Annotated in this window: 13 protein-coding genes; 3 read left to right on the plus strand and 10 right to left on the minus strand. The window is 44.0% G+C overall.

Annotated elements, in window-relative coordinates:
- Nucleotides 1-171 precede the first annotated feature (171 nt).
- Nucleotides 172-882 carry a fatty acid metabolism transcriptional regulator FadR gene (gene fadR, locus PATL_RS14290; RefSeq protein ID WP_011575563.1) on the minus strand — a complete coding sequence of 237 codons (711 nt, stop codon included), beginning with the start codon at nucleotides 880-882 and terminating at the stop codon, nucleotides 172-174.
- Between the two features lie 246 nt (nucleotides 883-1,128).
- Between fadR and nhaB the strand changes: the two genes are divergently transcribed.
- From nhaB to PATL_RS14305, 3 genes are all read left to right on the plus strand, one after another.
- Nucleotides 1,129-2,709 (plus strand): sodium/proton antiporter NhaB, encoded by a 1,581-nt coding sequence (gene nhaB / locus PATL_RS14295; protein ID WP_011575564.1) that lies wholly within the window; start codon nucleotides 1,129-1,131, stop codon nucleotides 2,707-2,709.
- An 81-nt stretch (nucleotides 2,710-2,790) separates the two neighbouring features.
- Entirely contained in the window at nucleotides 2,791-3,306 is a 516-nt protein-coding gene (gene dsbB / locus PATL_RS14300) for a disulfide bond formation protein DsbB (RefSeq protein ID WP_011575565.1), read from the plus strand.
- 308 nt (nucleotides 3,307-3,614) lie between these two features.
- Nucleotides 3,615-5,126 (plus strand): cryptochrome/photolyase family protein, encoded by a 1,512-nt coding sequence (locus tag PATL_RS14305; protein WP_011575566.1) that lies wholly within the window; start codon nucleotides 3,615-3,617, stop codon nucleotides 5,124-5,126.
- A 175-nt stretch (nucleotides 5,127-5,301) separates the two neighbouring features.
- Here PATL_RS14305 and PATL_RS14310 read toward each other — a convergent pair whose 3' ends face one another.
- From PATL_RS14310 to PATL_RS14350, 9 genes are all read right to left on the minus strand, one after another.
- A complete protein-coding gene (locus PATL_RS14310; protein WP_011575567.1) occupies nucleotides 5,302-5,796 on the minus strand; it encodes a YcgN family cysteine cluster protein in 495 nt (164 codons plus the stop codon).
- On the minus strand, nucleotides 5,789-6,175 hold the full coding sequence (locus tag PATL_RS14315) for a hypothetical protein (protein WP_011575568.1): 387 nt from the start codon (nucleotides 6,173-6,175) through the stop codon (nucleotides 5,789-5,791). Before PATL_RS14315 ends, PATL_RS14310 begins: the two co-directional genes overlap by 8 nt.
- Nucleotides 6,176-6,259: 84 nt before the next feature.
- Entirely contained in the window at nucleotides 6,260-6,919 is a 660-nt protein-coding gene (locus PATL_RS14320; RefSeq protein WP_011575569.1) for a fumarylacetoacetate hydrolase family protein, read from the minus strand.
- Nucleotides 6,920-7,915, minus strand: a complete 996-nt coding sequence (locus tag PATL_RS14325; RefSeq protein ID WP_011575570.1) for a lytic murein transglycosylase — start codon at nucleotides 7,913-7,915, stop codon at nucleotides 6,920-6,922. It lies immediately after the preceding gene.
- Nucleotides 7,916-7,978: 63 nt separating this feature from the next.
- Entirely contained in the window at nucleotides 7,979-8,266 is a 288-nt protein-coding gene (locus PATL_RS14330) for a YcgL domain-containing protein (protein WP_011575571.1), read from the minus strand.
- The gene (rnd, locus tag PATL_RS14335) at nucleotides 8,259-9,431 is read right to left on the minus strand and encodes a ribonuclease D (RefSeq protein ID WP_041713901.1); all 1,173 of its coding nucleotides are present in this window, start codon (nucleotides 9,429-9,431) and stop codon (nucleotides 8,259-8,261) included. Before rnd ends, PATL_RS14330 begins: the two co-directional genes overlap by 8 nt.
- Before the next feature lie 78 nt (nucleotides 9,432-9,509).
- The gene (gene fadD, locus PATL_RS14340) at nucleotides 9,510-11,168 is read right to left on the minus strand and encodes a long-chain-fatty-acid--CoA ligase FadD (protein WP_011575573.1); all 1,659 of its coding nucleotides are present in this window, start codon (nucleotides 11,166-11,168) and stop codon (nucleotides 9,510-9,512) included.
- A gap of 151 nt (nucleotides 11,169-11,319) precedes the next feature.
- The gene (locus PATL_RS14345) at nucleotides 11,320-12,267 is read right to left on the minus strand and encodes an alpha/beta fold hydrolase (protein WP_011575574.1); all 948 of its coding nucleotides are present in this window, start codon (nucleotides 12,265-12,267) and stop codon (nucleotides 11,320-11,322) included.
- 115 nt (nucleotides 12,268-12,382) lie between these two features.
- Complete coding sequence (locus tag PATL_RS14350) at nucleotides 12,383-12,979, minus strand: Slp family lipoprotein (protein ID WP_011575575.1); 597 nt, start codon at nucleotides 12,977-12,979, stop codon at nucleotides 12,383-12,385.
- Between the last annotated feature and the right edge of the window lie 9 nt (nucleotides 12,980-12,988).

The following is a 12,988-nucleotide window of genomic DNA, read 5'->3' on the forward strand; positions in this document are numbered from 1 at the left end:
AATTAGGGAGAATCGGTATAGGTTGAGGGGTTAAATAGTGGGTCTAAGTAGTGGGTCTAAGTAGTGGGGTTAAGGATTGACGAACAAGGTATGGCAACATAAAAAAGCCGCAAAAACTGCGGCTATTTAAAATCATATGACTCTTAATTCCCACAACATGCGGTACTGAGGCTAGTCAACTAAGCCCTTGGGCATCTCATCACGCATCTCGTTCCACAACTTACCGCTGGCGATACCGTAATTGCGAATGACTAACAACACGCTTTCGTAATCACCTTTTTCAGCAAGCGCGAGCAATTGCTGGTAGTAATCATGGGTCAGCGCCCGAGATTTCTCATTAGAGAAGTAGTAACCACCGATACGTGAATACAAACCTTTAAAGCCATTCATCATTAGCACGTATACAGGGTTTCCAGATGCAAAGGCCAAGTCATGATTTAATTGATAATCTTTAACAGCAAATGCAGTTCCGTCTTGCTCTACTTCTTTATATTGCTGCAGAATTTCAATGGTTTTTTCTTGGTTGTTGCGGATCGCCCCACGAATAAATACTGCACTTAAGTTAGTGCGCGCCGCCAACAGATGATCCACTAGCTCTGAAATCCCATCTTCGTCTAAACGAGCCAAGGTTTCTAAGATGTTCAGACCTGAGGTTTCCCAGAAGTTATTCACTTTAGTCGGCTTACCATGTTGAATAGTCAACCAACCGTCTCGCGCTAAGCGCTGCAGTACTTCACGTAATGTTGTTCGAGTTACCCCAATTAATTCTGATAGTTCACGCTCTGCAGGAAGTATGGTACCGGGAGGGAAGCGACCGCTCCATATAGATTCAACTATATACTCTTCGGCAAATCCGGCTGGACTCTGTGCCTTATAAATCATTTCATTGCTCGCAAGGTTATCAATATTATTATGCTATTAACTGATTGTACCAGATGATATTTCTCGGGAACAATGAATCTTTAACAAGATGTTAAGTTATATACTGAGTGTCACATTCATCGAATAAACTTTTGAGCACCTTATTTTAAGTTAAATGTAGCTAAGCATGCGATTTACCTTGCATTTTTACGTTACAGAATTTAAAAAGTAGTTATAAAAGCTAGAAAAATTTAAAGGTTTGAATCTATGCAACAATCGACCATCGGCGCAGTTTATAGCAATTTCTTGGGTCAAGCCCCTGATTGGTATAAAAAATCTATTATCGCCTTCCTTATTTTTAACCCAATCCTATTCATGGCAGACCCGTACATAGCTGGCTGGGCGTTAGTATTAGAGTTTATTTTTACTCTTGCGATGGCGTTAAAATGCTATCCATTGCAACCCGGTGGCCTTCTGTTGATTGAAGCACTCTTTATCGGGATGACCTCCCCGGAACACATGAAGCATGAAATAGTCGTCAATATAGAGGTGGTTTTGCTGCTGGTCTTTATGGTGGCGGGTATCTATTTCATGAAAGACATGCTGTTGTTTATGTTCACTAAATTACTGCTTAAACTTAAAAACAAGATTGCCTTGTCGATGTCGTTTGTTGCAGCATCCGCTTTTTTGTCAGCCTTTTTAGATGCATTAACGGTTGTGGCGGTCATTATCGCTGTCGGCATGGGCTTTTATTCTATCTATCATAAAGTTGCCTCTGGTAAGGAGTTTCACTCTGATCACGACCACACCAGCGACGATCACGTTGACCACCCAAAGCGCCAAGATTTGGAAGATTTTCGGGCGTTTTTGCGTAACCTAATGATGCACGCTGCGGTAGGTACTGCATTGGGCGGCGTGATGACCATGGTTGGTGAGCCACAAAATTTAATTATTGCAGATAAAGCCAGCTGGAATTTTGGTGAATTTTTTGTGCGCATGTCGCCGGTCACTATTCCTGTATTTTTCGCCGGAATTGCCACCACTTTCGCCTTAGAGAAGTTTAAAATATTCAGTTATGGCGCACAGTTACCTCAAGTTGTTCGCGATATTTTAACCGCTCACAGCCACCAGCAAGAAGCCACCCGTACCAAACAAGACAGTGCTAAATTGTGGATCCAAGGTTTCATCGGCATATGGCTTGTGATTGGATTGGCAGGCCACTTCGCTGCCGTAGGCTTAATTGGCTTATCTATTATCGTGTTGGCGACCTCCATGAATGGCATCATCGATGAGCACTCAATCGGTAAAGCATTCGAAGAGGCGTTGCCCTTTACAGCCCTATTATGCGTTTTCTTTGGGGTTGTAGCAGTCATCATTGACCAAGGCCTATTCACGCCTGTTATCGATTGGGTGCTGACCTTCGAAGGCCGTTCACAACTAGTGATGTTCTACTTAGCCAACGGGGCGCTATCCATGGTCAGTGACAATGTGTTTGTTGGCTCTGTTTACATTACCGAGGTAGCTGCAGCACTTGAACATGGTCACATCACCCGCGATGAATTCGATATGCTAGCCGTTGCAATTAACACAGGTACAAACTTACCCAGTGTGGCAACGCCGAACGGACAAGCTGCTTTCTTGTTCTTGTTGACCTCTGCAATTGCACCGCTATTACGCTTGTCATACGGCACAATGGTGTACATGGCGCTACCCTACACCATTGTACTGACTATCGTTGGGCTAGCTGCAACATACTTCGGCTTGGGAGATTTAACCAACTGGCTGTATGATATGCATCTCATAGAGCACCACAGCGCGACCTTAGGCGCTGAAGCCGCAGCGCACTAATCTAGTTTTGTTTAATAAAGCACCGCTGGATTGCGGTGCTTTTTTGTTTTAGTTATTTTTAGTAATTTTACGAGTAGCGTCATGACCTTTATTTCAAATCTTGCTGACACCCGCCTTGCTTGGGGTCTGTTATTTTTATCGGCATTGGTATTAGTGGCGTATGCCCTATTTAGCCAGCATGCCATGGGGCTGCAGCCGTGCATTATGTGTATTTACCAGCGCACTGCCATCTTTGGAATTATGTTTGCCTGCGTACCCGTACTCGCCGCCAACAATATGCTAACGCGTTTATTTGCATTTACTGTGTGGGGAATTTCCGCCATTTGGGGAGGACTGATAGCCTGGGAGCATTACGATATTCAAAATGCGGCCAACCCTTTCTTTGCGACCTGTGAAATTGTACCGAACTTTCCTTCATGGTTGCCATTACATGAATGGCTACCTAACTTGTTCGCAGCCACAGGTGACTGCGGCAATATTGATTGGGTATTTATGGATATGAGTATGCCCCAGTGGATGATGGTCGTGTTTGCGATTTATTCATCTATTTGGTTTGTGGTGCTTGCGTCTCGGCTCATAGGTAATCGCGCTATTTGACACATTAAAATGTTGTCTGGCCTAGCAATAGGTTTACATCAAAAAGGAGCTGCCGCTCCTTTTTTTTTGCTCCTTAGAAACATCCCTGCCCCCGTATGCACTAGAGACGCGTAAAACTTGTTTAGCATTCACAATAAAATCAAGCGCTAAACGGAGTCATTTACTTTCTTTACTCTTATAGCGTGACAACGCATTCTAGCCATCCCCATTAATCAGAACTCTCGCTAAGCGATCGCTTATTAACGTGAAATGGTATTAATTAAAGAGATCTAATTTATTCCACGATCGTAAAACAAACGCATGATGACATGTTTAGTGAGGTTCTTATTTTGCGTTCAGCCTGCGTTGTTTTTCCAAATCAATTGTTTGAACATAATCCTTGTTTGAAGGGACAAGGCCATAAAGTGTGGTTAGTCGAAGACGATTTGTTTTTCGGTGATAGCCAGTATCCCCAACGCTTTCATCAGCAGAAACTGCAATTGCATATGGCATCTATGGACTATTATCATTCGACGTTAACGGCGCTAGGCCACGATTGTCATTATATCGAATATAGAGCTGAAGAACCCGCTATGAAGAGGCTGTTCAACGCACTAGGAGAGCAAAAAATTGAGCAGATCCACACGGTGGACCCCGTGGACTTCATACTGAAGAAGCGCTTAGAGCAATACGCTTACGAAGGTCATATTCAAATCACGTGGCATAAAAACCCAGGTTTTCTCAATACACAGCGTCAAAATAGTGCCTACCGTGACAGCAAAAAGCGCTGGTTTATGGCGGACTTTTACCGTCACCAGCGCACTCGCCTTAATATTTTGATGGACGGAGACAAACCCGTTTCCGGTCGATGGAGTTTCGATGAAGAAAATCGCAAAAAAATTCCGAAAAAAGAAATAGCAAACATTCCAGAAATTCAATTTTGTGCAAAGACTCAATACCACACCCAAGCCATCGAGCGCATTAATGCTGATTTTTCTGATCATCCAGGCAATGGCCAAACGATCATATATCCGGTCACGCATGAGGACGCACAATTATGGTTGACCGCCTTTTTTGAACAGCGTTTTAAATATTTTGGCCGATTTGAGGATGCCATAGTAGAAGGTCAAAATTGGCTTTATCACAGTGTCCTTACCCCTATGCTGAATATCGGGCTTTTAACGCCCAAACAAGTCATCAGCCAAGCGATTCAATGTGCCGATGAGCACGAGGTGGACCTTGCGAGCCTAGAAGGCTTTGTTCGGCAAATCATAGGCTGGCGAGAGTTTATGCGCGCGACCTACAGTGACATTGGCGTATCAATGCGCACGCAGAATCACTGGCAACATAAGCGCAAAATACCCAGTGCATTCTACACCGGGGACACAGGCATTATCCCGCTAGACGATACCATCAAGCGGATATTACAAACGGGTTATTGCCATCACATTGAGCGGTTGATGGTACTAGGCGGCTTTTTCTTTTTATGCGAATTCGAGCCGGATGAAATCTATGGCTGGTTTATGGACATGTTTATTGACAGCTACGATTGGGTGATGGTGTCCAACGTGTACGCGATGAGCCAGCACGCAGATGGCGGACAAATCACCACCAAGCCCTATTTCAGTGGCTCTAATTACATCATTAAAATGAGTCACTACAAAAAAGGAGCTTGGTCGGATATATGGGATGCGCTGTACTGGCGATGGATAATAAAAAACCACGCTGAACTAAAGAAAAACCATCGCTGGGCTATGATGTGCAGCCAAGTAGATAAGATGGAGGAAGATAAAAAAAACGCCTACCTGACAGAGGCCAACACGTATTTGTCTGGGTTATAGTGGTAAAACGACTGGCTAGTACTGCTAGCGATCAATTTTTTACACTTAAGCACACGCTCTCGGAAAAATCTAATGTCAACGAAACGAACCGAAGGGAAAGGAAAAGAAAGGCAGTGTAATAATCACGCTCTCGACGTTTCCCTTACGTGCATAAAATCGGTTAGTTGACCCTAACTTAATCCGTATCTTCCAGTGGCCATATGGCAATATAGTCTTCAAAATCTTCCAGTTCGACATCGTGATCAAATACGGTTTTGCCGCGTACCGACATACCCACTTTATGCATTTTGGCTTTTTTGCCTTTATTTAAAAGTGGATGCCATGACGGTAAACCGCGCCCCTCATGCAACCGGCGATAGCTGCAGCTGGTAGGCATGAAAAATATGTCGTCTATATTTTCTTTGCTCAGCTTGACACAATCCGGGACCAATATGGTGCGCTCGTCATAGCGGGTGCAATTGCAGGTTTTAGTGTTCAGCAAACCACATGCGATATTAGTGTAGTGGATCTGCTCACCACTGTTTATGTGCGCCGTAGGGGCAGCTGTTTCTGCTTCATCGTCATCAATAAACTTGTGCAGACAGCACTTGGCACATCCATCACAGATCGATTCCCATTGTGCTTCATTCATTTTTTCAAGTGGCGTATCAAGCCAAAATTTATCATTCATAATTATATAATAACCAGGCTATAGCCTTACTTTTTGATTCGAAATTTCTAATTGGCAAACTAAATTTCTTGCTGATATCAGCAATCAAGGCATGGGTATGACTAAGATCGACTTTAGGCAAAAGGCGTGCAACGCGCAACAAGCCCAACCAATCCTCGTCTCTCATTCTCAGCAGGATATCCATTAGGCGCACATTGTCGTATGACAGCTGTACCTCAGACAAATCCAGTAAAATCCCTTTTAAATTGTGCACGTGAGCCAAATTTATCGCTTTCTTTATGACAATTTCCATCTTATCAACATGTTCTACATGACCCACCGCCTCTACAATCACCACTTTATTGGTTAAGTCTAAACGATGGTGTTGGGTGAAAATCATTATCTACTACTCTTATCCACGACTCTTATTTACTGCTCTTATTCACTGCTGTATGCATGACCGTTATGCGGCGGTTACTTTGCGTTAAACAACGTGTGTCTGCACAGAAAAATGTTGTGATAAATTAACACTAATGTCGTCGCCCGCATTCAATGGCCCGACGCCCTTAGGTGTGCCTGTTAGGACAATATCGCCTGGCAGCAAGGTGAAAGTTTTTGTTACATTTTCCACCAAAGACAAGATGCTATGCATCATGTGAGTGCTATTACCTAGTTGCCTTACTGTATTATTGACCGTCAAACTGAACTCGATATTTCGTTCAATATCAATCTCCTGTGCAGGTACAAACAAAGACATCGGGCAGCTCGCATCAAAACTTTTCGCTCTCTCCCACGGCTGACCTTTAGCCTTAAGCCGGTCTTGTATATCACGTAGAGTAAGATCTAACCCTAAACCCACGCCGATTATGCTTTGTTTAGCCTGCTTTTCATCACAATGATTTAGGCGTTGCCCAATCAAAATAGCGATTTCAAGCTCATTATGACAACTGCCTAAGCCTTTAGGGATAACAAGCGGCTCGGCTAGATCACACAGTGCGGTATTTGGCTTAATAAACAACAAAGGCTCGTTGGGTACTTCATTGTTTAACTCTTGAATATGTTCGAGGTAATTTCGCCCAACACACACCACTTTTCCAAGGGGCAAGTCGATTTTGCGACCATCGATAAATTGATGTTGATACATTTAACGCCCTTTCTTAATTCGATCAGACAAATACCCGACCGCCACACCGAAATAACTAGAACGATTCCAGCCCATTAGGGTGTGAAAATTATCATAAACCAAGTAAATGCGGCCTTTCTTACCATCAGGCATTATCAGCGAGGCCTTCACATTCACATTTGGCAAGGCACTTCCGTCGTATTTAGTCACGCCTTGCGCTTGCCAATCATCTAGGGTGCGCATTTTGCTTTTGTCTAAGCCAGCCAATGAAATATCAAAGCCATCATGCAATTTAACCTGACGGCCCCATGTTCCCTTGTCGCTCCAGCCTTCTGTCTTTAAAAAGTTGGCAATAGAGGCGAATACATCAGCAGGGTTGTTCCAAATGTCCTTTTTACCGTCACCATCAAAATCATAGGCATAATGTAAAAACGACGTTGGCATAAACTGGCTCTGGCCCATTGCGCCTGCCCATGAGCCCAAGAATTCATCTTGCTTAATATGACCTTGACGTAAGATGTCCATTGCGGCGTATAGCTGTTTCTTAAACATCTCTTCACGGCGACCTTCATACGCCATAGTCGCCAGCGATGAAATCACTGGGTATTTACCCATAATTTTGCCGAAGTTACTTTCGTTGCCCCAAAGTGCCACGATAAACCGCGCTTGAACGCCGAACGTTTGCGCAACATCTTCAAGTACCGCACGGTGTTTCGCGGATAAATCCAGTGCTTGCTGGACCTTCCAATCAGGTACACGTGTTGCTAAATAAGTATCCAGAGTGATTTTTCGTTCCGGCTGGTTTTTATCTGCTTTTACCACACGTTGGCGAAACGTCGCGCCAGTAAAGACTGAGTCTAAAAACGTTTCATCGTATCCTTTGCTCAGGGCTTCTTGTTTGAAGCTTTGAATATACAGCTCAAAGCCCGCTTGGCTTTTCTGAGGTTCCCCGTGCAAGAATAGAGGCATTAGCGAACCACAGATAAGCATCATCACGGAAAAAACAAAGCGAGACATGCACTCTCCTTTTAGTAAAAATGAAATGGCAAAGTAGATGAATAAGGCTAGCCTCCCAAGTTATTAATCCTTGGGGGATTGAGCGGCTAAATGTTGTTTCAGTAGATTTTCTTCAGGGGGTGGCAACTGCAAATAGAAGCCATTTTTGGTTAATTCATCACGCAGGGTTTGAATATCGACTTGCCCCAAAGTGCGATCTTTTTTGATAGGCATAATCATGATAAAACGCGGGGCGCCAAACATCTTCATCAAAGACTCTGGCACACGTGAAAAATCATCTCGCCCTGGCACATAAAGGTAGGTATCCGCTTTCTTGGAACTTTTATACACAGCGCACAGTAAATTAAGCATGGGTTGAGTCCTCACTGATTGATTGGGCTATATTTAAACCATCGACCTTCGCCAGTGCAGCCTGCAAATGCTCACCGCGCCAGCCCTCTAATAAGTCTGGCAACAAACCTTGCGCACGCGTATCGTCGTCAAGGAACCAACACCACTTTATCAACTGATTGATTTGCTTTTTTGAGCCTATAAGTTCAACCGGCACCCCCAGTTTTTCTGCTGTTTGCACGCAGACTTGGCGCACTGCTGCAGCGACCTTCTTAAAGCGTGAAAAATCGACTAAGCGTTCGACTGGCTGGGGGTAAGCTGATTCATCCACATGCTCTGCGGCGGCTACGATATCAAGCATTGCTTGACCGTTAATACGAATTTCTTGAGGGGTTAATCCACTGATTTGATGCAGCGCGTTTTTACTTGCCGGAAGACGTTTCGCTACCTCCACCAAATTTGCTTCACGAACTACAAAGTTCAAGGCTAAGTCACGCTGCTGCGCTTCTTTGGCCCTCCAAGCGGTTAATTGCTGTAACACATACAGGGATTTGCCGGTTACATGCCAGTTATTCTTTATATTTAAGTAGAGTAATTCGTAGGGAACTTGACTCAGCTTTTTGCGCGTTAAGTTTTCCATTTCGGCAAACACCCAAGCTTGGCGACCTTGAGCAAGCGTTTTATCACACAACGTGGGATAAAGCTGAAACAAATACAACACATCATAAGCCGCGTATTGACACTGCTTAGGCGATAAAGGTCTGGCAAGCCAATCTGTGCGCGACTCTCCTTTATCGACCTGAATATCTAGCATCACCTCTACCAACTTAGCATACCCTAAAGACGGTCCCATGCCGGTAATAGCAGCAGCGAATTGACTGTCAAAGATAGGACGAGGAACGATATCAAGAGCACAAATAAAGGTTTCGATGTCTTCTGAACACGAGTGCAACACTTTAACGATATTTTCGTCGGTCAAAATCGCTTTAAGCGCAGTGAAATCGCTGATTTCCAGTGGATCGATAAGCGCGATTTGCTGCCCATCGTAAATCTGAATTAAACCGAGTTGTGGATACAAAGTGCGTGTTCGCACAAACTCTGTATCTACGGCAATCGCTTGGGCTTTTGCCAGTTGAGCGCAGTATGCGTTCAACGTTTCATCTGTGGTAATTGAAATATATTGCACGTGTTTCCAAACAAATAAAAAAGCCAGCAAAAGCCGGCGTTTATCTACAAAACAATAGTGTTGGCCTCAGAGCCGCTATTATTTCTCGTCGCGAAGTTCTCTGCGGAGTATCTTACCAACATTCGATTTTGGAAGCTCGTCTCTGAACTCAACTTTTTTCGGAACTTTATATCCGGTTAAGTGTTTACGGCAATGTTCGATAACATCTTGCTCTGACAAACTGTCTTCACGGCGCACTGCGTAAAGTTTCACAACCTCACCAGACGCTTCATGGGGAATGCCCACGGCTGCTACTTCAACAATATGGTCATGCATCGCGGCAACTTCTTCGATTTCATTCGGGAAAACATTAAAGCCAGAGACTAAAATCATGTCTTTTTTGCGATCAACTATGTAGAAATATCCGTCTTCATCACAGCGGGCAATATCCCCTGTAGCAAGCCAACCATCTTGCATGATCTCTTCAGTGGCTTCGGGTCGGTTTAAATACCCGACCATGACTTGTGGTCCTTTTACTAGCATCTCACCTGCTTCACCGGGCGCAACGTCAACGCCGTCATCATCCACTAAGCGAATATCAGTAGAGGGTAATGGCAAGCCAATAGAGCCGTTGTATTGCTCCAATTGCGGTGGGTTCACACTGACAATAGGACTACATTCGGTTAAACCATATCCTTCAAGTAGCACATGTCCCGTTAACTTGTACCAGCGTTCTGCGACTGAGCGTTGTACCGCCATACCACCGCCCAATGAGAATTTGACCTTTGAGAAATCAAGTTCGGTGAAACTTGGCGTATTAAGCAAACCATTAAATAGCGTGTTTACCCCAGTGAGCACAGTAAAGGGATACTTACCCAACTCGGATACAAACGCCGGCATGTCTCTGGGGTTGGTAATTAATAAGTTGGCACAGCCCAATTTTAAGAACAATAGGCAGTTCGCCTGCAAAGCAAAGATATGGTAAAGCGGTAATGCCGTGACCACTAGCTCTTCATTGGGCACCGTGACAGTATTTAAAATAGCAGACGCTTGCTCTAAGTTCGCCACCATATTCCTGTGACTCAACATAGCGCCTTTAGACACTCCAGTTGTGCCGCCAGTGTATTGCAAAAATGCGATGTCATCGCCAGTTAAGGTTGGGCGCTCATAACGTTTGCTCGCCCCTTCTTTCATCGCGTCCATAAAGTGTATGGCTGACGGTAAAGAAAAAGCAGGCACCATCTTCTTAACATGTTTAACCACGAGATTAGTCAGCCACTTTTTCGGAAAACCCAACATATCGCCAATTTGGGTCAACATGACCGTTTGAACTGGCGTGTCGTCTATCACTTCACTTAAGGTGCAAGCAAAATTTTCAACGATCACAATGGCTTTAGCGTCTGCATCATTAAGTTGATGTTTTAGTTCGCGCGCGGTGTATTGCGGATTCACATTTACCACGACCATACCCGCGCGTAGTACGCCGAATAAGGCAACTGGATATTGTAATAAATTAGGCATCATAATGGCGACGGCATCGCCCTTCTTTAACCCTGAATGCTGAAGATACGCTGCAAACTGCTTAGATTGCTGGTCTAGTTCTTTAAAGGTAATTGATTTACCTAGATTGATGTAGCTTACACTATCGGCGTAAGTTGATACTGCTTGCTCTAAAATATCAACGATAGACGCATAACTATCAGGATTGATTTCATGAGGTACTCGAGCGTCATAACTCTTTAACCAGGATTTTTCCACATTGCCTCCTCGGCGCTACCTCGACCAAAGAAAAACGCCCAAGCGCGCCGGTCGACGATATTATACTACTTATTGCGCCGCATAATACCCAAAGCCCGTGTAAAGATAAACGCAGATCCCTACATATAATTAACATTTTACCTATAAATAGTTAATTTTCGCGAAGGAAGTGCAAAATATGCTCAGAAACTGATTGCGTATTATCCAAATGTGGATGATGTGAGCCCACAACGCTGAGTAATTTTGCATCTTTTAACAAGTTTATTCGTAATTCGGCGGTTTTCTTCATAATTTCGTAGCCGTTATCAGCAATGATTACAATGGTCGGACAAGTAATAGCTTTTAAAAACGCTTGCGCTTGGCCTTCGGTCAATCGTAATGAAGAAAATGTTCTCAGGCGCCTGTCAGTGGTGAATTCAAGTTTCCCCTCTACTTCACACAGATTTCGCTCAACTAATAAACGAGCGCACTCATCAGAAAAACCACCCGCGATCGCTCTTGCGCGGATCACGCTTTGCTTATTGCTCGGGTGCTTACCTTCACTTGCTGCACCTTTGAGCCGGCTTTCAATGGATTCGCGTAATTGCTCAGGACTGCTTTCACTGTCTTTAGTAACAGGCCCTAAAGATTCAATCGTAATATACTTACTCACTCTCTCGGGAAAGCAACTGGTGTACATTGAGCCGACAATTCCGCCCATAGAGTGCCCAAGTAAAATGAAATTATCCCAGCCTTGCGTTTCAACAACTTCATGCACATCGTAAACAAAATCCACCAAATGATAATGTGCATCTTTACTGCGATGATCGGATTTACCGTGACCAGCGAAATCCAGTGCAATGACATAATAATCCGATAAATATTCAGCCAGAGGTTTAAAGGTGGCGGCATTATCAAGCCAACCATGCAGGGCAACGATTAACGGTTTTGACGGGTCACCGGACGCTAGGCCACGCAGCGTGATATTTCGTAAAGGAAATTCCACGTCACTCACATTGGCTTCTAATGTACTTAATTGTTGTGAGCTTAGTTCTTGTGACCTTACTGCTGTCGTGCTCTTTTCTTGGGTGCTCTTGTGTAGGGTACTTTTTGCTTGCATAAATCTTCCATAAAAAAACGGCTATCAAGAATACCTAATATTAAAAGGTATAACGTGAGTAGCCGTTTGCTCTGCTGTCTTTACGTCAACTAGCGTTGAACCAAGTTACGTTACACTAATTGCTCTTGGTTTTAGCAGAGGGTTTAGAGCTCGCCGGGCTACTTCTAGTGCGATGAGTGCTGCGTAAAAACACTCGATTATTAAACGGGCGATTATACCAACCGTATCGCCAGTAATCATAAGGCCAAACGCTGATCATATTCATATCAACTTGCTGAATCTCTTTCCATAAGTAATAGCCAGTTGAAGCAAGTGTTGGGAATACGTACTCATGCTCGCCTACCATACCTTTCTCTAAACGAACAAAATCACCGGTAAAGGTCATGGTTCGACCTTTTTTGTACACCATAGGATCTAAGAAGCCATTCACGTAAACCCTAAAACGCCCGATACTCTCATCACTTTGTAGTGGACGGCCATAACTGCGTAACGGGTAGTAAACCATTTCGATTAGGGTATCGTTGGGTTTATTTTCTACCTTAGCGATAATCCCGCCCCAGCGGGCTTTCTGGCCCAATACCTCTTTGGACTTTGAAGCGGCTTCTTGATAAGTAATCAAGTTTGTTTCATCAGGCAACTGAATTTGTTCAGGAAGTGTTGAACAACCCGCTAACCACAAAGTAACGAATAGGAAACCGATTTTAGTGTACATAACCACCTC

Origin of the sequence: Paraglaciecola sp. T6c, assembly GCF_000014225.1 — a bacterium.
GTDB classification, from domain to species: domain Bacteria; phylum Pseudomonadota; class Gammaproteobacteria; order Enterobacterales; family Alteromonadaceae; genus Paraglaciecola; species Paraglaciecola atlantica_A.

What these genes read in the sequence shown, in the direction of transcription:
- fadR (WP_011575563.1), bottom strand. Translation starts at nt 882, where the DNA reads ATGATTTATAAGGCACAGAGTCCAGCCGGATTTGCCGAAGAGTATATA.
- nhaB (WP_011575564.1), top strand. Translation starts at nt 1,129, where the DNA reads ATGCAACAATCGACCATCGGCGCAGTTTATAGCAATTTCTTGGGTCAA.
- dsbB (WP_011575565.1), top strand. Translation starts at nt 2,791, where the DNA reads ATGACCTTTATTTCAAATCTTGCTGACACCCGCCTTGCTTGGGGTCTG.
- PATL_RS14305 (WP_011575566.1), top strand. Translation starts at nt 3,615, where the DNA reads ATGTTTAGTGAGGTTCTTATTTTGCGTTCAGCCTGCGTTGTTTTTCCA.
- PATL_RS14310 (WP_011575567.1), bottom strand. Translation starts at nt 5,796, where the DNA reads ATGAATGATAAATTTTGGCTTGATACGCCACTTGAAAAAATGAATGAA.
- PATL_RS14315 (WP_011575568.1), bottom strand. Translation starts at nt 6,175, where the DNA reads ATGATTTTCACCCAACACCATCGTTTAGACTTAACCAATAAAGTGGTG.
- PATL_RS14320 (WP_011575569.1), bottom strand. Translation starts at nt 6,919, where the DNA reads ATGTATCAACATCAATTTATCGATGGTCGCAAAATCGACTTGCCCCTT.
- PATL_RS14325 (WP_011575570.1), bottom strand. Translation starts at nt 7,915, where the DNA reads ATGTCTCGCTTTGTTTTTTCCGTGATGATGCTTATCTGTGGTTCGCTA.
- PATL_RS14330 (WP_011575571.1), bottom strand. Translation starts at nt 8,266, where the DNA reads ATGCTTAATTTACTGTGCGCTGTGTATAAAAGTTCCAAGAAAGCGGAT.
- PATL_RS14345 (WP_011575574.1), bottom strand. Translation starts at nt 12,267, where the DNA reads ATGCAAGCAAAAAGTACCCTACACAAGAGCACCCAAGAAAAGAGCACG.
- PATL_RS14350 (WP_011575575.1), bottom strand. Translation starts at nt 12,979, where the DNA reads ATGTACACTAAAATCGGTTTCCTATTCGTTACTTTGTGGTTAGCGGGT.